12 protein-coding genes are annotated in these 20,663 nt (G+C 67.0%); 9 read left to right on the forward strand and 3 right to left on the reverse strand.

The window, feature by feature from the left end:
* Nucleotides 1-214: 214 nt before the first annotated feature.
* On the reverse strand, nucleotides 215-1,570 hold the full coding sequence (locus PSEK12I1_RS0116240; protein ID WP_081737499.1) for a substrate-binding domain-containing protein: 1,356 nt from the start codon (nucleotides 1,568-1,570) through the stop codon (nucleotides 215-217).
* Between the two features lie 70 nt (nucleotides 1,571-1,640).
* Nucleotides 1,641-2,453 (reverse strand): exodeoxyribonuclease III, encoded by an 813-nt coding sequence (gene xthA, locus PSEK12I1_RS0116245; RefSeq protein ID WP_027602234.1) that lies wholly within the window; start codon nucleotides 2,451-2,453, stop codon nucleotides 1,641-1,643.
* A gap of 121 nt (nucleotides 2,454-2,574) precedes the next feature.
* Here xthA and PSEK12I1_RS0116250 point away from each other — a divergent pair, with 121 nt between their 5' ends.
* The 7 genes from PSEK12I1_RS0116250 (at nucleotide 2,575) to PSEK12I1_RS0116280 (ending at nucleotide 17,703) form a co-directional block, all read left to right on the forward strand.
* Nucleotides 2,575-4,308 carry an autotransporter assembly complex family protein gene (locus PSEK12I1_RS0116250; RefSeq protein ID WP_231501014.1) on the forward strand — a complete coding sequence of 578 codons (1,734 nt, stop codon included), beginning with the start codon at nucleotides 2,575-2,577 and terminating at the stop codon, nucleotides 4,306-4,308.
* Nucleotides 4,305-7,997, forward strand: coding sequence for a translocation/assembly module TamB domain-containing protein (locus tag PSEK12I1_RS0116255; protein WP_027602236.1), 3,693 nt, complete (start codon nucleotides 4,305-4,307; stop codon nucleotides 7,995-7,997). The genes PSEK12I1_RS0116250 and PSEK12I1_RS0116255 overlap by 4 nt, the downstream gene beginning before the upstream one ends.
* A gap of 79 nt (nucleotides 7,998-8,076) precedes the next feature.
* Nucleotides 8,077-8,577 (forward strand): thiol peroxidase, encoded by a 501-nt coding sequence (gene tpx / locus PSEK12I1_RS0116260; protein ID WP_027599454.1) that lies wholly within the window; start codon nucleotides 8,077-8,079, stop codon nucleotides 8,575-8,577.
* Nucleotides 8,578-8,736: 159 nt separating this feature from the next.
* Nucleotides 8,737-9,972 carry an MdtA/MuxA family multidrug efflux RND transporter periplasmic adaptor subunit gene (locus PSEK12I1_RS23865; protein WP_037007030.1) on the forward strand — a complete coding sequence of 412 codons (1,236 nt, stop codon included), beginning with the start codon at nucleotides 8,737-8,739 and terminating at the stop codon, nucleotides 9,970-9,972.
* 9 nt (nucleotides 9,973-9,981) lie between these two features.
* A complete protein-coding gene (locus tag PSEK12I1_RS0116270; RefSeq protein WP_027602237.1) occupies nucleotides 9,982-13,113 on the forward strand; it encodes a multidrug efflux RND transporter permease subunit in 3,132 nt (1,043 codons plus the stop codon).
* A gap of 1 nt (nucleotide 13,114) precedes the next feature.
* Entirely contained in the window at nucleotides 13,115-16,225 is a 3,111-nt protein-coding gene (locus PSEK12I1_RS0116275) for an efflux RND transporter permease subunit (protein WP_027602238.1), read from the forward strand.
* Nucleotides 16,222-17,703 (forward strand): efflux transporter outer membrane subunit, encoded by a 1,482-nt coding sequence (locus tag PSEK12I1_RS0116280; RefSeq protein WP_027599450.1) that lies wholly within the window; start codon nucleotides 16,222-16,224, stop codon nucleotides 17,701-17,703. The genes PSEK12I1_RS0116275 and PSEK12I1_RS0116280 overlap by 4 nt, the downstream gene beginning before the upstream one ends.
* Nucleotides 17,704-18,004: 301 nt before the next feature.
* Here the strand turns inward: PSEK12I1_RS0116280 and PSEK12I1_RS0116285 are convergent, their stop codons facing one another.
* A complete protein-coding gene (locus tag PSEK12I1_RS0116285; protein ID WP_007158414.1) occupies nucleotides 18,005-18,316 on the reverse strand; it encodes an SCP2 sterol-binding domain-containing protein in 312 nt (103 codons plus the stop codon).
* Between the two features lie 259 nt (nucleotides 18,317-18,575).
* Between PSEK12I1_RS0116285 and sohB the strand changes: the two genes are divergently transcribed.
* Nucleotides 18,576-19,601: a protease SohB gene (gene sohB, locus PSEK12I1_RS0116290; protein ID WP_027599449.1), complete on the forward strand. Its 1,026-nt coding sequence runs from the start codon at nucleotides 18,576-18,578 to the stop codon at nucleotides 19,599-19,601.
* Between the two features lie 50 nt (nucleotides 19,602-19,651).
* Nucleotides 19,652-20,644, forward strand: coding sequence for a YhdH/YhfP family quinone oxidoreductase (locus PSEK12I1_RS0116295; protein WP_007158412.1), 993 nt, complete (start codon nucleotides 19,652-19,654; stop codon nucleotides 20,642-20,644).
* The last annotated feature ends 19 nt before the right edge of the window (nucleotides 20,645-20,663 follow it).

Here is a 20,663-nt window from a genome sequence, read left to right on the forward strand (position 1 = left end):
TATTTAAAAGTCATTCAAAAACATGAGCTTGAGAGATTATTTTAGTGTTGGGTATAGGTACTTTGTGAGAAATCACTTTAAGTACAGAGTAGCGCTCGAAACGCAGTCGAAATCTGTATCCAGGGTGACTCGGCAACTGCCCTCTACCCACCAAGGCGATGACGCCGTCCGTTGCTTCCTACCGTTTCCTGCCAAAGAATCAGCCAGGCGATCGCTAATGGATCCAGGCCTCGACACGCCGGTTCTTGACCCGGCCATTGGCTGACAGTCCGGCAACCGGCAACTGGTCGCCCAGGGAGAGCACTTCGCTGGCGAAGGCCTGCTGATGGCGCAGCGCCGTGGCCACCGCGGTGGCCCGCAGGCGCGCCAGTAGAGATGCCCGTGCCGGATCCTCGGTGGCATCGTTGAAGCCCACCAGGATCAGCTGCCGGTTGGCGTTCTCGGGCTGGCGCATGAAGGCGGCCAGCCGCTCGACATCGCGCAGTGCCTTGTTGTCCAGGCGTGCGCTGCCGGCGGTGAAGCGGAAGTTGACCGTGAGGCGCTGCGCCCGGCGCGCCAGCTCGCTGTAGGCCGGAGGCATGCCGCGGGTGTCGCCTATGGTCAGGGGCTCGATGCGCTGGGCGACGAAGCCGCTTTGCTGCACCACCGCCTGGCCCGCCGGGGTCTGGCTGAATTCCAGCAGGCTCCGCGTCCAGTCCGAACGCTGAGCCGGCGGTGCATAGAGGAAGAGGCGGCGGGCGAGCGGATAGTCTTCGGTGGCGATGCTGGCTTCGCTGGGCGCGATGGCGCGGCCTTCACCGTCGCGCAGGGCAAGCTTTGGCGATCCGGCAGCCGCCGCCAGGCTGGTGAAGCCTATGCCGGCGGGATCGTCGGCCACCCGCTGCGCCAATTCCTCGTTGGACTCGAAGCGCCGGGCGGCAGCGCTCAGGCGTTTGCCGGCCGGATTCAGGACCAGCTCGCGAAAGGTGTCGTAGGTACCCGAGCGGTCATCCCGCGCATAGATCCGGATCGGGCCGGGCGTGCCGCCCAGCTGCTGCCAGTCGCCAACGTCGCCGGAGAAGACCTGCGCCAATTGCTGCAAATCGAGTTCCCGCAGCGGATTGCCGGGATGCACGATGATCGCCAGACCATCCAGGCCGATGACGTATTCCGCTTCCTTGCTGCGCAGGTCACCCAGATTGGCCAGGGCACTCACTTCGCTATCGGTGATGGGGCGCGAGGCCGCGGCGAGATCGGTCGCGCCCGCGGCCAGGGCGGTAAAGCCGGTACTGGAGCCATGGGCCGCGATCTGCACGGCCACGGTATTGCCCTGCGGGGCTCGGGCCATCAGGTGCCATTCGTCCATGACGGCGGTGGGCACCACCTGTGGATCCCGATAGCCGCGTTCGGCGAGCAGGGCCGCGACCAGACGTGGCCCGAGCCGGGCATTGATGGTGTTGGAGCCCTGCAGGCGCAGGAGGATGGTCGTGGATTCGCTGGCCAACAGGGGTGAGGGCAGCAGAGGAAGCAGGGTCGCGAGCACCGCTCGCCGCAGAAAGGCGCGGCGGAATACCGGGGCGGAGCAATTCATGGGTCGGCCTCGAGCCTAAAGGCGAGGCCGACACCTTAGGCATGCCGCATGACGTCGATGTGACAGCCGCTCACGCCAATTCCAGCCAGATCGGCGCATGGTCGGAGGGTTTCTCCATGCCGCGGATCTCGTAGTCCACCCCGGCGGAGACGATGCGCTCGCGCAAGGCCCGCGAAGCGAGGATGGTGTCGATGCGCAGGCCGCGCTTGGGTTCGTCCTCGAAACCGCGACTGCGATAGGGGAACCAGCTGAAGCGATCGTCGACTTCGGGATGCAGATGGCGATAGCTGTCGAGCAGGCCCCAGCCCAGCAGCCGCTGCATCCATTCGCGTTCTTCCGGTTGAAAGCTGCAGGCGCCGGTCCGCAGCCAGCGCTTGGCATTGGCGGCGCCGATGCCAATATCACGATCCTGGGCCGAGATATTGAAGTCGCCCATCAGCAGCAAGGGCGTGTCCGGCGAGAAGCGCTCTTCAAGTAGATTCTGAAGATCCGCGTAGAACTTCCTCTTGCCAGGGAATTTTGTCGGATGGGCGATGTTCTCGCCTTGGGGGAAATAGCCGTTCATGACCACCAGCGGCTGACCCTGGCGGTCGGCGAAGACGCCATAGATGAATCTCTTCTGGGACTCTTCGCCATCGCCGGGAAAGCCCTTGTGCAACTCCAGGGGCGCCAGGCGCGACAGCAGGGCCACGCCGTAATGACCCTTCTGGCCATGGTAGTGCACGTGATAACCCAGGGCCTCGACCTCGGCCCGGGGAAACTGGTCATCCGAGACCTTGGTTTCCTGCAGTCCGATCACATCCGGCTCATAGCGTTCGATGATGGCAGAAAGTTGATGAGGTCTTGCGCGCAAGCCATTGATATTGAAGCAAACTACCTTCATAACGCCCTCTCTAAAGGTGGATGGCCCTAGCCTAGCAGAAAGCCTGTCGCCGAAGCGGCAGGCGGGCGAACCCTGGCCACTCCCGTTTGTCTCACAGCGCAACGCCCGTTAGCATCCCTGTATGAATAAGCCGAACGCTCTACGCCGCGCCCTGATTGGAATTTGTTGTCTGCACGGCGTGGCCTGGGCGGCACCCGCCGAAGTCAGCGTTCGCGTCCAGCCTGCCAATAACGCCTTGCGAGACAACATCCAGGCCTATATCGGCTCCGTCGAAGGGCGCGATGTCGCCGGGTTGCAACGCCTACGCCCGGCGACGGAGCGGCAGGCCGAGCAGGCAGCCCAGGCACTCGGCTACTACCATGCGCAGATCGAGACCCGCGTCGAGCCGGGGGAGACGCCACGGCTGGTGGTCGAGGTACGCCCCGGCGAGCCGGTCAGGCTGCGCAACGTGGATATCCGTATCGAAGGGCCGGCGCGCGAGTTGCGCGCCTTTCGCCAGCCGATACCGGCCGGACTCAAGGCGGGCCAGCCGCTGAACCAGGGCCTCTACGAAGACGCCAAGAGCCTGATCCAGAATCAGGCGCAACGGTATGGTTTCTTTCGCGGCATCTTTACCCAGCACCAGCTGCGGATCGATCCCGCTACCGGATTTGCCGACATCGCCTTGGTGTTCGACAGCGGGCCGCGTTTCGTCCTCGGCAAGGTGTCCTTCGAAGGGGATGCGCCCTTCGATCCCGATCTGCTTCAGCGCATGGTGCCCTTCGCCCAGAGGACGCCCTACGATTCCGAGCTGATCGCCGATTTCCAGAGCAATCTGTTGGCCAGCGGCTTCTTCGATGGGGCGCGGCTCGATACCTATCCCAAGCAGGAAGGCGCCGCCGAGGTGCCGGTGACGGTCACTCTGCGCACGCGCAAGCCGCGCACCTTCGGTTTCGGCCCCGGCTACTCCACCGATGTCGGTCCGCGGCTGAGATTCACCTGGGAAAATCACTGGCTCAATCCCCAGGGCCACAGCCTGGGCGCCGAGGCCGAGTTGTCGGCGCCACGCCAGAGCATCGCCACCTGGTACGACATTCCCGGGCAGGACCCGATCAACGACAAGTTCCGCTTCGCCGGCGGCTACCAGTACGAGCAGATCGCCAACGACGACTCCCTCAGCCAGTTGCTGACCGTGGGGCCCGAGTGGCATCGCAAGTTTCCCAACGGCTGGGAGCGGGTGCTCTCGCTCAAGTGGCGCAACGAAAGCTATCGGCTGGGCGACGATGAGGGCACCTCCAACCTGGTGATGCCTGGGGTGGATTTCTCCCTGCTGCGCAGCGACAACCGCATCGACCCCAATCGCGGCTATCGCCTGCAGTTCGGCGTCTCGGCGGCGAAGGAGGGGTTGCTCTCGGATGCCAACATGATCCACACCACGGCGCTGGCCCGTGGCCTGATCACGGTGGGCGACGGGCACCGCTTCCTCGGACGCCTGCAACTGGGCGGCAACTTCACCAATGGCTACAACAAGGTCCCGCCATCGCTGCGCTTCTTCGCCGGCGGTGACCAGAGCGTTCGCGGCTACGACTACCAGACCCTGTCGCCGGAAAACGACGAAGGCGACTACGTGGGCGGTCGCTACCTGGTCGCCGGTGGGGTCGAATACCAGTATCCCCTGCGCGACAAGTGGCGGCTGGCCACCTTCATCGACCAGGGCAGCGCCTTCAACGACCTCAACAACTACGAACTCAAGACCAGCGTCGGCGTGGGCGTGCGCTGGGTCTCGCCGGTCGGCCCGATCCGCGTCGACCTGGCGCACGGTCTCGACGAACCCGGCGGTATCCGCCTGCACTTTTCCATAGGACCTGAGCTGTGAAGTCGGTAGGCGGTGTCATCCTCGGCGTACTGGCGGCCCTGCTGGGCGCGCTGATCCTCCTTCTCGCCCTGGTGCTGGGCAACGCCAGCGTCAGCCGGCTGGTGCTGGAACGGGTGCCGGGTCTGACCCTGACCGACTTCCAGGGGCGCCTGGGTGGCCATTGGCAGGCCCGGCAGCTGGTCTGGGAGGGGGGCGCCACTCGGGTGACGGTCGAGGCACCCGAATTCGCCTGGCGACCCGCCTGCCTGCTCAGGCTGCAGCTGTGCATCGATACCTTGGTCGCCTCGCGCGTCGCCATCGAGCAGGCGCCCAGTCCCGAGCCGGCGCCGGAGAAGAGCGGGCCCATCCAGTTGCCCAGCCTCGGCTTGCCGTTGGGGGTGCAGCTAGGTGAGGTACGGATCGGCGAGATCCGCTACAACGACGCCGAACAAGCCCGCGACCTGGAGCTCCAGGCCCGCTGGCAGGCTGACGGGATAGCCATCGAGCGCCTGGCCGGCATGGCGCACGGCATCACCCTGGATACCCACGGCCGGTTGCAGCCCAGCGGCGCCTGGCCGCTGCAGTTGCAGGGCACCCTCGGCCTGCCTGCGCCGGAGGCCGCGCCCTGGTCGCTGGCGCTCAAGCTGAACGGCGAATTGCAGAAGACCTTGCAGCTGGAGGCCGACAGCAGCGGCTATCTGCCCGGCCGCCTGACCGGCACGGTGCAGCCGCTGGCGGACAACGTCCCGGCCGATCTGCAACTGGTGGCCGATGGCTTCAAGGCGGCCGCCAGCCTGCCCGATACCCTGCGGCTGAACGACCTCAAGCTGACCGCGCGAGGCGATCTGGCTGCGGGCTACGCCCTGGTCGGCCAGGCGAAACTGCCGGGCGAGGGCGGTCCGGTGGACCTGAATCTGGAGGGTCGCGTCGATGCCAAGGGCGCGCGGATCTCGGCCTTGCGCCTCCAGGCCGCGCCCGAGCAGCGTGTGGCGCTGGCTGGCCAGATCGACTGGCAGCAGGGGCTCGCCGCCGACGCCACCCTGGATTGGCGCGACTTTCCCTGGCGCCGGCTGTATCCCATGGCGGAGCCCCCGGTAAGTCTGCAGCGTCTGCAGGGCGAGGTGGCCTATAGGGATGGTGCCTACCTGGGCAATCTCAAGGCTGCGGCGACCGGTCCGGCCGGCGCCTTCACCCTGGCCACCCCCTTCAGCGGCGATACCACCCAGCTCAATCTGCCCTCGCTGGACCTGCAAGCCGGCCAGGGGCGGGCGCAGGGCAAGGTCAACCTGGGCTTCGCCGAGGGCGTGAGCTGGCAGGTGGCCCTGGATCTGAGCCGCCTGGATCCGGCCTTTTGGGTCGCCCAGCTGCCCGGCAGCCTGGCCGGTCCGCTGCGCAGTTCCGGTGCCTTCAAGGATGGCCGCCTGCAGCTGGATGCCGACCTGGATCTCAAGGGTCGGCTGCGCAACCAGCCGGCCGTGCTGGCAGCCAAGGCCAAGGGCGCCGGCGAGCAGTGGCAGGTCCCGCAGCTGGACATCCGCCTGGGTGACAACCGCATCCAGGGACAGGGCGCCCTCGATCAACGGCTGCAGGGCCAGCTGCAACTGGATCTGCGGCGCCTCGGCCAGCTCTGGCCCGATCTGTCCGGCAGCGTCCAGGGCCGCCTGGATCTGGCCGGAACCCTCAAGGCGCCGGCTGGCCAGCTGCGCCTCGACGGGCGCCAGCTCGCCTATGCCGACAACCGCATGAGCAGCCTGGCGCTGGCGGCGACCCTAGATGATCGCCAGCGCGGCAACCTGGAGCTGACCGCCCAGGGTCTGCAGGCGGCCGGGCGCGATTTCGGCGTCCTGCGCCTGCAGGGGCAGGGCGATCGCCGCCAGCAGCAGGCCGAGCTGTCGCTCAAGGGGCCACAGCTCAACCTGGCGCTCACGGCCGGCGGTACCCTGGCCGACAACGGTGACTGGAAAGGCCAACTGGCCCGCGGCTCGGTTGCCGCCAGTGGCCAGAACTGGACCCTGCAAAGCCCCGCGCGCATCGAGCGCCTGGCCAACGGGCGTCTGGAACTGAGCCGGCACTGCTGGCGGTCCGGCGCGGCCAGCCTCTGTGGCGACGATCAGCAACTGCTGCCCGATACCCGTCTCGCCTGGCACCTGCGCGCCTTCCCGCTCGCCAGTCTGCAACCGCTGCTGCCCCCGGAACTGGCCTGGCAGGGCACCCTCGATGGCGACGTCGACCTGCGCCTGCCCAAGGCCGGACCCGATGGCGAAATCCGGCTCCAGGCCGGTCGTGGCAGCCTCAAGCTGCGCGACGCCGCTGGCCAGTGGCAGACCTTCAGCTACGACAGCTTAGACGTCACCAGCGCCCTGAAGCCGCAGCAGGTGGACACCCAGGTGCGCCTGACCAGTGCCGACCTTGGCCGGCTGGATATCCAGGCGCGGCTGGATCCCCGCGATCCGAACCAGGCGCTGGCCGGTCGCTTCCAGTTGCAGGGCCTGAATCTGGCCCTAGGCAAGGCCTTCGTCGAAGGCATCGAACACCTCGAAGGCAAGATCAACGGTGCCGGCGAGCTGGGTGGCACTCTGCTGCAACCGAGGGTAAACGGCCAGATCCAGCTCAGCGGGGGCGACATCGGCGGCGGCAGCGTGCCGACGCGCCTGCAGGACCTCGGCCTGACCGCCCGCATCCAGGGCGACACCGCGCTGCTCGACGGCGGCTGGCGCAGCGGCACCCAGGGGCGCGGCCAGATCCGGGGCAGCGTAGGCTGGGCCAACGGCCTGGACGTCAATGTGGCGGTCACCGGCGACAAGCTGCCGGTCAATGTCGAGCCCTATGCGCAGCTGGAAGTGGCGCCCGATCTCAAGATCCTGATGAAGGACGGCCGCCTGGCCCTGGCCGGCGAGGTGCGGGTGCCGCGCGGGCGCATCCAGGTGCAGCAGCTGCCGCCATCCACGGTCAAGGTGTCGGACGATGCCGTCATCGTCGGCCAGGAGGCTCCGGCCAAGCAGCCGGCGATGCAGATCGCCATGGACGTCGATGTGCTGGTCGGATCCGACAAGCTCACCTTCGATGCCTTCGGCCTGTCCGCCGAAATCGTTGGCAAGGTGCACATCGGCGACAACCTCGACACCCGCGGCGAGCTGAACCTGCGCAACGGTCGCTACAACGCCTATGGTCAGCGCCTCACCATGAGACGCGCACGGCTGTTCTTCCAGGGGCCCATCGCCCAGCCCTATATCGATGTGGAAGCCGTGCGGGTGGTGCAGGAGCAGAACGTCACCGCCGGCCTGCGGCTTTCGGGTTTCGCCCAGCAGCCGCGCATCGAGGTGTTCTCCGAACCGAGCATGAGCCAGGAGCAGGCGCTGGCCTACCTAGTGCTGGGACGCCCGCTTTCCAGCGGCAGCGAAGGGGACAACAACGTGCTCGGTCAGGCGGCACTGGCCCTCGGCCTGGCCGGCAGCTCCGGCACCGCCGGCGCCCTGGCGCAGCGATTGGGTATCCAGAACTTCCAGCTGGATACCGCCGGTTCGGGGGACAAGACCAGCGTGGTCGCCTCGGGCAATCTCACCGACAGGCTGTCGGTGCGTTATGGGGTAGGGGTGTTCGATTCCGCCAACACCGTCGCCCTGCGCTACCAGCTCACCCGCCGGCTCTATCTGGAGATCGCCAGCGGTCTGGCCAACTCCCTGGATTTCTTCTATCGCCGCGATTTTTGACGCAAGGACGCGTAACGCTTTGATCGGGTGCGGAAAACGTGTTTACTCCCTGTCCCGTCTCATGAGAAAGGAGCAGTTCATGGCAACCGTCAATTTGCGTGGCAACCCGGTCGAGGTGCAGGGCAACCTGCCGCAGGTCGGCCAGCAGGCCCCGGCGTTCAGCCTGGTCAACGGTGATCTGCAGGACATTACCCTGGCCAGCCTCGCCGGCAAGCGCAAGGTGCTCAACATCTTCCCCAGCGTCGATACCCCGACCTGCGCCACCTCGGTGCGCAAGTTCAACAGCGAAGTCGACAAGCTGGATAACACCGTGGTGCTGTGTATCTCCGCCGACCTGCCGTTCGCCCAGAAGCGCTTCTGCGGCGCCGAAGGCCTGGAAAAGGTGGTGAACCTCTCCACCCTGCGCGGTGCCGAATTCCTGCAGAACTACGGCGTCGCCCTGGCCAGCGGTCCGCTGCAAGGCCTGGCCGCCCGCGCCGTGGTGGTGCTGGACGAGCAGGACAAGGTGCTGCACAGCGAGCTGGTCCCCGAGATCGGTCAGGAGCCGGACTACGCCGCCGCACTCGCCGTTCTCGGCTGATCGCCGCCAACCCACCGCTCTGCGCGGTGGGCGCTTCGAAACGGGCAGGCGCCTTTTGTGTCTGCCCGTTTTGCTTTAGGTAAAATCGCGGTAAAGGGGCTGGTTAGCCGTCTCGCTACTGCTTATCTTCCGCCTTTCCCAGCGTGTACGTATCTTCCGATGTCCGACTCTTCGCCTCGCTCTTCCTCCCGTCGCCGACTGGTGTGGCTGCTCGTCCTCGTGGTGCTGGTGGCTGCGGGCGGCTGGTATTGGTATCACCAGCACGGCCAGAAGAACGAGGCCGCTGGCGGCAAGGGCGCGCGTTCGCCTTTCGGCATGACCGGCCCCACGCCGGTGCGGGTGGTGGCGGTGGAACAGCGCAGCTTTCCCATCGTGCGCAAGTCCATCGGCACCGTAACGGCGCTCAACACCGTCAATGTTCGCACCCGCGTCGCTGGCGAACTGGTGCGGGTGGCCTTCGAGGAAGGCCAGAAGGTCAAGGCCGGCGAGCTGCTGGCCAGCATAGATCCGCGTCCCTATGAGGTGGCGTTGCAACAGGCCGAGGGCACCCTGCAGCAGAACCAGGCGCAGCTGCGCAACGCCGAGCTGGACCTGAAGCGCTACCAGGGGCTGTTCCGCGAAGACAGCATCGCCAGGCAGACCCTGGATACCCAGGAAGCCCTGGTCAACCAGTACCGCGGCACCCTCAAGAACAGCCAGGCGGCGGTGGCCGATGCCAAGCTGAATCTGGCCTTCACCCAGATCAAGGCGCCCATCGCCGGGCGCGTCGGCCTGCGCCAGCTGGACGGCGGCAACCTGCTGTCCGCCAACGACAGCACCGTGGTGGCCGTCATCACCCAGACCCAGCCGATCTCGGTAGTCTTCACCCTGCCGGAAAGCCAGCTGGGCGAATTGCTCAGGCGTGCCCGCGCCGGCCAGACCCTGCCGGTCGAAGCCTGGGATCGCGGCGGTTCGCGCAAGGTCGCCGACGGCACCCTGCAGAGCTTCGACAACCAGATCGACACCGCCACCGGCACCCTCAAGTTCCGCGCCCGCTTCGCCAATGGCGACGAGGCGCTGTTCCCCAACCAGTTCGTGACCGTGCGCGTGCGTGAACAGGTGTTGGAGCAGGCGCTGGTGGTGCCTTCGGCCTCCATCCAGTTCGGCTCCAATGGCACCTTCGCCTACGTGGTCGGGGCCGACAACAAGATCCAGGTGCGCAGCCTCAAGCTGGGGCCGGATGACGGCAGCCTGACCGTGGTCACCGAGGGCCTGGCCGCCGGTGACCGGGTGGTGACCGAAGGCACCGATCGCCTGCGCGAGGGCAACGAGGTGGAGGTGGTTACCGGGGCCTCGGCGGCGCCCAGCGAACCGGCCAAGCCGGCGGTACGCAAGCCCGGCAAGACCCAGGGCTGACCGGCCGCGATGGATATCTCGCGCCCCTTCATCCTGCGCCCGGTCGCCACCACCCTGTTGATGGTGGCGCTGCTCATCGCCGGTCTGCTGGCCTATCGCCTGCTGCCGGTCGCGGCCCTGCCGCAGGTGGACTATCCCACCATCCGCGTGCTCACCCTCTATCCGGGCGCCAGTCCCGACGTCATGACCAGCGCCGTGACCGCGCCGCTGGAGCGCCAGTTCGGGCAGATGCCCGGCCTGTCGCAGATGGCCTCCACCAGCTCCGGTGGGGCCTCGGTCATTACCCTTAGATTCAATCTCGAGTTGGACCTGTCGGTCGCCGAGCAGGAGGTCCAGGCGGCGATCAACGCGGCCAACAACCTGCTGCCCAACGACCTGCCGGCGCCGCCGGTGTACAACAAGGTCAATCCAGCGGATACGCCCATCGTCACCCTGGCGATCAGCTCCAGGACCTTGCCGCTGCCCACGCTCTACGACCTGGTCGATACCCGCATGGCGCAGAAGCTCGCCCAGGTGAGCGGGGTGGGGATGGTCAGCCTGGCCGGTGGCCAGCGCCCGGCCGTGCGCATCCAGGTCGATCCGGACAAGCTCGCCGCCCACAACCTGACCCTGGCCGACGTGCGCAGCCTGGTCACCAGCGAAAACACCAACCAGCCCAAGGGCAGCTTCGACGGTCCCACCCGGGTCGCCACCCTGGACGCCAACGACCAGTTGCGCGACCCCAAGGCCTACGGCGACCTGATCCTCAACTACGCCGACAACGGCGCCCTGCGCCTGGGTGACGTCGCCACCATCGCCCAGGGCGCGGAAAACGACCGCCTGGCCGCCTGGGCCAATCGCAGCGGCGCCATTCTGGTCAATGTCCAGCGCCAGCCCGGCGCCAACGTCATCCAGACCGTCGACCGCATCCAGGCGCTCCTGCCCAGCCTCAGGGAAAGCCTGCCGGCCGGTCTCGACATCGCCGTGCTCAGCGACCGTACCGAGACCATCCGCGCCGCGGTCACCGACGTCCAGCACGAGATGCTGCTGGCGGTGGGGCTGGTGGTCATGGTCACCTTCGTCTTCCTGCGCCGCTTCAGCGCCACCCTGATCCCCTCGGTCACGGTGCCGCTGTCGCTGATCGGCACCTTTGGCGCCATGTACCTGGCCGGCTTCTCGCTGAACAACCTGTCGCTGATGGCCCTGACCATCGCCACCGGGTTCGTCGTCGACGATGCCATCGTCATGCTGGAGAACATCTCCCGGCATCTGGAAGAGGGCGCCACGCCCCTGGAAGCGGCGCTCAAGGGCGCCCGCCAGATCGGCTTCACCCTGGTGTCCCTGACCGTCTCGCTGATCGCGGTGCTCATCCCGCTACTGTTCATGCAGGACGTGGTCGGCCGGCTGTTCCGCGAATTCGCCATCACCCTGGCGGTGGCCATCCTCATCTCCCTGGTGATCTCCCTGACACTCACGCCGATGATGTGCGCCCGGCTCCTCAAGCGCGAGGAGGCCGCGGAACATCGACTGGTCTGGCTGGAGCGGCTGATCGCCGGCTACGGTCGCGCGCTGCGCTGGTCGCTGGCCAACCGGGCGCTGATGCTGATGCTGGCGGTCGCGACCTTCGTGCTCACCGCGGTGCTCTACCTGCTGGTGCCCAAGGGCTTCTTTCCGGCCCAGGACACCGGCTCCATCCAGGGCATCACCGAGGCGCCCCAGTCCATCTCCTTCCGCGGCATGAGCGAGCGCCAGCAGGCGCTGGCCGAGGTGGTGCTGCAGGACCCGGCGGTGGCGAGCCTGTCGTCCTACATCGGCGTCGACGGCGACAACGTCACCCTCAACAGCGGCCGCATGCAGATCAACCTCAAGCCGCAGAGCGAGCGCGACGTGACGGCCCAGGAAGTGATCGACCGCCTGCGTCCCGAGGTCGCCAAGGTGGTGGGCATCACCCTCTACATGCAGCCGGTGCAGGACCTCAGCGTCGAAGACCGGGTCAGCCGGACCCAGTACCAGCTCAGCCTGGACTCGCCCGATGCCAATCTGCTCGACACCTGGGTGCCGCGCCTGACCCAGGCCCTGCAGCAACGCCCGGAAGTCACGGATGTCACTAGCGACCTGCAGAACAAGGGCCTGCAGCTGTACCTGACCATCGACCGAGACGCCGCGGCGCGCCTCGGTGTCCAGGTCTCGGCCATCACCGACGCCCTCTACGACGCCCTCGGTCAGCGGCAGATCTCGACCATCTACACCCAGGCCAACCAGTATCGGGTGGTGCTGGCCAGCGCCGCCGCCGACAGCCTCGGGCCTGATGCCCTCAGCCAGGTCTGGGTGAAGGCGGGCAGTGGTACCTCGTCCAGCGGCAGCAGCGGCACCGGAACGGCCACCACCAGCGAAACCACCACGGACACCAGTCGCGCGCCGGTGCGGCTGTCCAGCCTGGTGAAGATGGAGCAGCGGCCGACCCGGCTGGTGATCAACCACCTGAGCCAGTTCCCGGCGGTGACCCTGTCGTTCAACCTGGCCAACGGCGTTTCCCTCGGCGCCGCCGTGGCGGCCATCGATGCGGCCAAGCAGGAGATCGGCCTGCCGGTGGGCATCAACACCCACTACCAGGGCGCGGCGGCAGCCTTCCAGGCCTCCCTGTCCAGTACCCTGCTGCTGATCCTGGCGGCGGTGGTGGTGATGTACATCGTCTTGGGAGTGCTCTACGAGAGCTTCATCCATCCCCTGACCATCCTCTCGACGCTGCCCTCGGCGGCCATCGGCGCGCTGCTGGCCTTGCTGCTCACCGGCAACGACCTCGGCCTGATCGCGGTGATCGGCATCATCCTGCTGATCGGCATCGTCAAGAAGAACGCCATCATGATGATCGACTTCGCCCTCGACGCCGAACGGCACCAGGGGCTAAAGCCGGAAGAAGCCATCTATCAGGCCGCCTTGCTGAGATTCCGGCCGATCCTCATGACCACCCTGGCCGCGCTGTTCGGCGCGGTGCCGCTGATGCTGGCCACCGGCGCCGGCGCCGAGTTGCGCCAGCCGCTGGGCCTGGTGATGGTCGGCGGCCTGCTGGTCAGCCAGGTGCTGACGCTGTTCACCACCCCGGTGATCTACCTGGCCTTCGACAGCCTGGGCGAGCGCCTGGGTCGGCGCAGGACGGCCTGAGGTGAATCTCTCGGCGCCCTTCATCGCCCGGCCGGTCGCGACCCTGCTGCTGAGCCTGGCGTTGCTGCTGCTCGGCGCCATCGCCTTCCGGCTGTTGCCGGTGGCGCCCCTGCCGCAGATGGACTTTCCCACCATCACGGTCTCGGCGACCCTGTCCGGCGCCAGTCCCCAGGTGATGGCCTCCAGCGTCGCCACGCCGCTGGAGCGTTCCCTGGGCACCATCGCCGGCATCAGCTCCATGACCAGCCGCAGCAGCCAGGGCTCGACCCAGATCATCATCCAGTTCGACCTGGACAAGGACGTCAACACCGCCGCCCGCGAGGTGCAGGCGGCCATCAACGCCTCGCGCAACCTCTTGCCCAGCGGCATGCGCCAGATGCCGCGCTATCGCAAGGTCAATCCGTCCCAGGCACCCATCATGGTGTTCTCCCTGACCTCCAAGACGCTGAGCAAGGGCGAGTTGTACGACCTGGCGTCCACGGTGCTGGCGCAGAGCCTGTCCCAGGTCAACGGTGTGGGCGAGGTGCAGATCGGCGGCAGCTCCCTGCCAGCGGTGCGCGTCGAGTTGGAGCCGCGGCAGCTGGAGCACTATGGCCTGGCGCTGGACGACGTCCGCACCGCCATCAACAGCGCCAACCAGCGCCGGCCCAAGGGCGCGGTGGCCAATGACGAGCACAACTGGCAGATCCAGGCCAACGACCAGCTGTTCAAGGCGGCCGACTACGCGCCCCTGATCATCCGCTACCAGGATGGCGCGGCCTTGCGCCTGCGCGATGTCGCCAAGGTCAGCGACGCCGTGGAAGACCGCTACAACGCCGGCTTCTACAACGACCAGAGCGCCGTGCTGCTGGTGGTCAATCGCCAGGCCAACGCCAACATCATCGAGACCATCGCCGCGCTCAAGGCGCGCCTGCCGGCGCTGGAAGCCATCGTCCCGGCCAGCGCGCGTCTGGAAGTGGCCATGGACAGATCCGGGGTGATCAAGGCGACCCTGCACGAGGCCGAGCTGACCCTGATCATCGCCGTCTTCCTGGTGATCGGCGTGGTCTGGCTGTTCCTCGGTCGGCTGCGCAGCGCGGTGATCCCGGCCCTGGCGGTACCCATCTCGCTGGTGGGTACATTCGCCGTCATGTACATCCTGGGCTTTTCGCTCAACACCCTGTCGCTGATGGCCTTGATCCTGGCGGCGGGGCTGGTGGTGGACGATGCCATCGTGGTGCTGGAGAACATCGCCCGCCACATCGACAACGGCATGGCGCCGCTCAAGGCGGCCTACCAGGGAACCCGCGAGGTCGGCTTCACCCTGCTGTCGATGAACGTTTCCCTGGTGGCGGTCTTCGTCGCCATCCTGTTCATCGGCGGTATCGTCGAGAAGCTGTTCCGCGAATTCTCCCTGACCCTGGCGGCGGCCATCCTGGTGTCGCTGGTGGTGTCTCTGACGCTGACGCCCATGCTCTGCGCACGCTGGCTCAGGCCTCATGACCCGGCCACCGAAAGCCGCCTGCAGCGCTTCAGCGAGCGCGCCCATCGTCGCCTGGTGGCGGGTTACGACCGCAGCCTCGGCTGGGCGCTGCGCCATCGGCGCCTTACCCTGCTCAGTCTGTTCGCCACCATAGCGCTCAACGTGGCGCTCTATGTGGTGGTGCCCAAGACCTTCATGCCGCAGCAGGACACCGGCCAGCTGATCGGCTTCATCCGCGGCGACAACGCCCTGTCGTTCCAGGTGATGCAGCCGAAGATCGAGATCCTGCGCAAGTCGCTGCTGGCCGATCCGGCGGTGGCCAGCGCCTCCGGCTTCGTCGGCAGCTCCGGCTCCGGCAGCGGGGTGAACAACGCGGTGATGCTGATTCGCCTCAAGCCCATCGCCGAGCGCCAGCTGGATGCCCAGAAGGTCATCGAGCGTATCCGCGCCAATGCGCCCAAGGTGCCGGGCGCCCAGCTGTTCCTCATGGCCGATCAGGACCTGAGATTCGGCGGGCGCCAGCAGAGCACCTCGTCCTATGAGTACAACCTGCTCTCCGGCGACGTCGGGCTGCTGGAAACCTGGCAGCCCAAGGTGCTGGCCGCGCTCAAGGCGCTGCCGGAGCTGACCGCGGTGGACGGTCGCGAAGGCAGCACCCAGCAGATCACCCTGCAGATCGACCGCGAGAAGGCCAAGCGCCTCGGCGTGGACATGGAGACCGTGGCCGCGGTACTCAACAACTCCTTCGCCCAGCGGCAGATCTCGACCATCTACGAGCCGCTCAACCAGTACAAGGTGGTGATGGAGATCAATCCGCGCTATGCCCAGGACCCGACCGTCCTCGAGCAGGTGCGGGTCATCACCGCCAGCGGCGCCCAGGTGCCGCTGGCGGCCTTCGCCTACTACACCAACAGCCTCGCCGAGGACCGCGTCACCCACGACGGCCAGTTCGCCTCGGAAAGCATCAACTTCGACCTGGCGCCGGATGTCAGCCTGGAACAGGCGACCCGGGCGGTGCAGCGCGCCGTGGCCGCCATCGGCCTGCCCAGCGATGTGCAGGGGCGCCTGGGCGGCTCCGCCAACATCTTCGCCAGCACCGTGTCGGGGCAGCCGCTGATGATCCTCGGCGCCCTGGTGCTGGTCTACATCGTGCTCGGCGTGCTCTACGAAAGCTATGTCCACCCCCTGACCATCCTCTCGACGCTGCCGTCGGCCGGGGTAGGGGCCTTGCTGGCCATCCAGCTCACCGGTGGCCAGTTCAGCCTGATCTCCATGCTCGGGCTGTTCCTGCTGATCGGGGTGGTGAAAAAGAACGCCATCATGATGGTGGACCTGGCGCTGCAGCTGGAACGCCAGCAGGGCCTGACGCCCGAGGAGGGCATCCGCCAGGCCTGCCTGCTGCGCCTGAGGCCCATCCTCATGACCACCATGGCCGCCATTCTCGGCGCCGTGCCGCTGCTGATCGGCGATACCGAGGGCGCCGAGATGCGCCAGCCGCTGGGCCTGGTGATCGTCGGCGGACTGGTGCTGAGCCAGATTCTCACGCTCTACACCACTCCGGTGGTCTATCTCTATTTCGAACGCCTGCGCCGCCGCGTCAATCGCTGGCGCGGCATCCGTACCGACGCTGCCCTGGATACGCCGCTATGACCCCAACCCTGCGCCTGCCGACGCTGACCCTGGCTCTGCTGCTGGCCGGCTGTACCCTGGGCCCGGACTACCAGCGGCCGACCACCACGGTGCCGGTCGCCTATCGCCACGCCGAAGGCTGGCAGGCGGCGGCGCCCAAGGACCTGGAGATCCGTGGCGACTGGTGGCGGCGCTATGACGATCCGACCCTCGACCGTCTGATGGTCCAGCTCAACCAGCGCAACCAGAGCCTGGCCCAGGCCGAGGCGACCTATCGGCAATCCCTGGCCTTGGTCAGCCAAGCACGGGCTTCGCTGTTCCCGACGCTCTCCAGCAGCCTGGGCGCCACCCGCTCCGGGCGCGGGGGTGGTTCGGGCAGCAACACCGTCATCCGCAACTCCAATGGCACCAGCAGCACCGTCAGCAGCGGTGGCTCCAGCACCATCAGCAACGCCTACGACGCCAGTCTGGGGGTGAGTTGGGAGCTGGATCTCTGGGGCCGCGTCCGGCGCCAGGTGGAGGCGGATCGGGCCTCTGCCCAGGCCAGCGCCGCGGAGCTCGCGGCCACCCGCCTGAGCCTGCAGACGCAACTGGCGACCAACTACCTGCAACTGCGCGTACTGGACGCCCAGCAGCGACTGCTCGACGCCACCGTGGCCGCCTACGAGCGATCCCTGCGCCTGACCCAGAATCAGTACCGCGCCGGCATCGTCACCCCGGCGGATGTGGCCCAGGCCACCACCCAGCTGAAGAGCACCCAGGCCGACGCCATCGACCTCAGGTATCAGCGTGCCCAGCTGGAAAACGCTATCGCGGTGCTGGTCGGCGAGGTCCCGGCCAATTTCCAGCTGGCCGCGGTCAAAACGATTCCCGAGTTGCCGCCGCTGCCGAGCGCCGTGCCCTCGACGCTGCTCGAACGTCGTCCGGACATCGCCCAGGCCGAGCGCCAGGTCATGGCCGCCAATGCCGCCATCGGCGTCGCCGAAGCCGCCTATTATCCCGACCTGACCCTGAGTGCCAGCGGTGGCTACAGCGCCAGCCAGTGGGGCAACCTGATCAGCACGCCGAATCGCTTCTGGTCGATCGGGCCGTCCTTTGCCCTGTCGCTGTTCGATGGCGGCCTGAGACGCGCTCAGGTGGAGTCCGCCGAGGCCAGCTACGACGCCAGCGTCGCCGGTTATCGCCAGACCGTGCTCGCGGGCTTCCGCGAGGTGGAAGACTATCTGGTGCAGTTGAGTACCTACAGCGACGAAGCCGGCGTGCGCCAAGAGGCCCTGGATGCCGCGCGCCGCGCCCTGCAACTGGCCGAGAACCAGTACCAGGCCGGCCTGATCGGCTATCTCGACGTGGTCACCCTGCAGACCACCGCCCTGAGCAACGAGCGCACCAACCTGACCCTGCTCGGCAGTCGCCTCAGCACCAGCGTCCAGCTGATCGCCGCGCTTGGCGGTGGCTGGGATGGCAATCTCACGCCGCCCGCACCGCCACGGCGGCCCTGATCCTGAGCAGGAAAAAGCCGCGCAGATTCTGGATTGTCGAGGCTGTGGGCGCGCCTTTGGGCGAGGCACGACGGCCGATCACCGGCGTGCCGGAGCGGATGGAGCTGAACGCTTGCGTGGATAGCCCCCTCTCCCTGCGGGAGAGGGCTGGGGTCAGGGGGCCCTTTGCCGCGAAGTCCCCAGTGGAACAGGCTGCGCCGTTTTCCACGCTACTGCACGGGAGGGCAACGTCACGCCCCAGCGGCCCTGACGGCGGGCACAAAAAAGCCGGGCGATGGCCCGGCTTTTTCACGACTGGCGCTTAGTTGGGGAAGAGTTCGCCCAGCTTCATGCTCAGCATCATGTTGCCTTCGACGCGCAGCTTGCCGGACATGAAGGCCTGCATGCCGTCGGTCTCGCCGCTGACGATGCCGGCCAGGGTGGCCTGGTCCATGATCAGGGTGCAATCCGGGTCGGCGGCGTCGCCCTGCTGGACGTCGCAGGTGCCGTCCTTGACGACCACGTAGTAGTTGTCACCACCCTCGACGTCGAATTGATAGGTGAGGTCCAGGCCGGCCGCGGCGGAGGGGTCGAACTTGCTCTTCAGGGTGGCGATGGCTTCGGCTGCGCTCATGGCGAGGGTCCTTGTGGTCTTTTTCGATGAGGCCCACTCCAGGCGGAGGGGCAGGGCACTCGACCGAGGGTAGGGGGCGACAGGAGGCCTGTCAACGGATATTCATACGCTTGTTTGAAAGGCGCGGGCGCATGCCCGCCCGGATCACGGCCCACGGCCGGCCTGTGCAGAAAGACCGCCCGGGAGTCGCCGAGTTTCTATCGGTCGGGCGACTCGGTATGCTGGGCAGGGCACTGCTGCCGCCATCCTAGGAGAGTCCGTGGAGTTTCTTGCCGACTATGCCAGTTTCCTGGCCAAAACCGTCACCGTGGTGGTCGCCATCATCGCCGTGCTGCTGTTCACCGCCGCCGTTCGCGGCCGCAACCGGCGCAGCTCGGCCGGCCAGCTGCAGGTACAGAAGCTCAACGACTTCTATCGCGATCTGCGGCTGAGGTTGCAGCAGAGCGTGCTGGGCAAGGAGGCCTTCAAGGCCCTGCGCAAACGCGAGACCAAGGCCGAGAAGACCAAGCGCAAGAGCGAGACCGGCAAATCGCGGGTCTATGTGCTCGACTTCCATGGCGACATCAAGGCCACGGCCAACGAACACCTGCGCAACGAGATCACCGCGGTCCTGACCCTGGCGACGCCCAAGGACGAGGTGGTGGTACGGCTGGAAAGCGGCGGTGGCCTGGTGCACAGCTATGGCCTGGCCGCCTCCCAGCTGGCGCGCATCCGCCAGGCCGGGATCCCCCTGACCATCTGTGTCGACAAGGTGGCCGCCAGCGGCGGCTACATGATGGCCTGCATCGGCGATCGCATCCTCTGCGCGCCCTTCGCCATCCTCGGGTCCATCGGCGTGGTCGCCCAGTTGCCCAATGTCCATCGCCTGCTGAAGAAGCACGACGTGGACTTCGAGGTCTTCACCGCCGGTGAGTACAAGCGCACCGTCACGGTGTTCGGCGAGAACGACGAGAAGGGCAAGGAGAAATTCCAGCACGACCTGGACACCACCCACGTCCTGTTCAAGAACTTCGTCTCCCACTACCGGCCGCAGCTCAACATCGACGAGGTCGCCACCGGTGAGGTCTGGCTGGGCCAGGCCGCGCTGGGCAAGCAACTGGTGGACGAACTGCGTACCAGCGACGAATACCTGGCCGAACGGGCCCAGGTGGTCGAGGTCTTTTCGCTGCGTTTCGTCGAGAAGAAATCCCTGCCCGAACGCCTGGGCATGGCGGCGAGTCTCGGTGTCGATCGTCTGGTGACCACCTGGTGGGAGCGTCTGGGCGAGTCGACCCGCTGGCGCTGAGGTCCATAGGACGGGCGGCCCCATAACAAGACTCCAACGGAGGTTCTGCGATGAGCAATTTTCAGGCGCTCTGGGTGACCGAAGGGGCCCATGGTGCTTTTCGGCAAGAGGTGGTGACACGCACCCTGGACGACCTGCCCGCGGGCGAGGTGCTGATCCGGGTGCGCTACTCCTCGCTCAACTACAAGGACGCGCTCTCGGCCATCGGCAACCGCGGCGTGACCCGGCGCTATCCCCATACCCCGGGGATCGACGCGGCGGGCGTGGTGGAGCAGTCCAGCGCGGGCGAATTCGCCGTGGGCGACGAAGTCCTCGTCACCGGCTATGACCTCGGCATGAACACCCCCGGCGGCTTCGGACAGTACATCCGGGTGCCGGCCGCCTGGGTGATCCGGCGCCCGGACAATCTCGGCCTGCGCGAGGCCATGGTGCTGGGCACCGCGGGTCTCACCGCGGCGCTGTGCGTCGAGAAACTGGAACAGATGGGCCTGACCCCGGAGGCCGGCACCGTGCTGGTCACCGGCGCCAGTGGCGGCGTGGGCAGCCTTGCGGTCAAGCTGCTGGCGCGACTCGGCTATCACGTGGCGGCGTCCACCGCCAAGCTGGAGCGCGCGGAGTGGCTGCATCGCCTGGGCGCCCGGCAGATCCTCGACCGCGCGACCCTGGCCGATGGCGTCGGCAAGCCGCTCCTGGATCAGCAGTGGGCCGGAGCGGTGGATACCGTCGGCGGCGACATCCTCTTCAACGTCATCAAGTCGCTGGAATACGGCGGCAGCGTGGCCTGCTGCGGCATGACGGCGGGCACCAAGTTCGAAGCCGGGGTCTTTCCCTTCATCCTGCGCGGGGTGAATCTGCTGGGCGTGGATTCCGTCGAGTTGCCACTGATGGCCAAGGCCGCGCTCTGGGACAAGCTTTCGGTGCAGTGGAAGCTGGACGACCTGGACAGCCTGACCCGCGAGGTCGGCCTGGAGGAACTGCCCGATACCATCAGCCAGATCCTCGCCGGCAAGATGGTGGGCCGGGTGGTGGTCGATCTCGGTTGAGCGAAGGCCAGGCAAAAAG

It is taken from the genome of Pseudomonas sp. MOIL14HWK12:I1 (assembly GCF_000510705.1).
GTDB lineage: Bacteria > Pseudomonadota > Gammaproteobacteria > Pseudomonadales > Pseudomonadaceae > Chryseomonas > Chryseomonas oryzihabitans.

Bases quoted from the DNA above. Each gene is read 5' to 3' on its own strand.
- PSEK12I1_RS0116240 (WP_081737499.1), bottom strand. From the start codon at position 1,570: ATGAATTGCTCCGCCCCGGTATTCCGCCGCGCCTTTCTGCGGCGAGCG.
- xthA (WP_027602234.1), bottom strand. From the start codon at position 2,453: ATGAAGGTAGTTTGCTTCAATATCAATGGCTTGCGCGCAAGACCTCAT.
- PSEK12I1_RS0116250 (WP_231501014.1), top strand. From the start codon at position 2,575: ATGAATAAGCCGAACGCTCTACGCCGCGCCCTGATTGGAATTTGTTGT.
- tpx (WP_027599454.1), top strand. From the start codon at position 8,077: ATGGCAACCGTCAATTTGCGTGGCAACCCGGTCGAGGTGCAGGGCAAC.
- PSEK12I1_RS23865 (WP_037007030.1), top strand. From the start codon at position 8,737: ATGTCCGACTCTTCGCCTCGCTCTTCCTCCCGTCGCCGACTGGTGTGG.
- PSEK12I1_RS0116270 (WP_027602237.1), top strand. From the start codon at position 9,982: ATGGATATCTCGCGCCCCTTCATCCTGCGCCCGGTCGCCACCACCCTG.
- PSEK12I1_RS0116280 (WP_027599450.1), top strand. From the start codon at position 16,222: ATGACCCCAACCCTGCGCCTGCCGACGCTGACCCTGGCTCTGCTGCTG.
- PSEK12I1_RS0116285 (WP_007158414.1), bottom strand. From the start codon at position 18,316: ATGAGCGCAGCCGAAGCCATCGCCACCCTGAAGAGCAAGTTCGACCCC.
- PSEK12I1_RS0116295 (WP_007158412.1), top strand. From the start codon at position 19,652: ATGAGCAATTTTCAGGCGCTCTGGGTGACCGAAGGGGCCCATGGTGCT.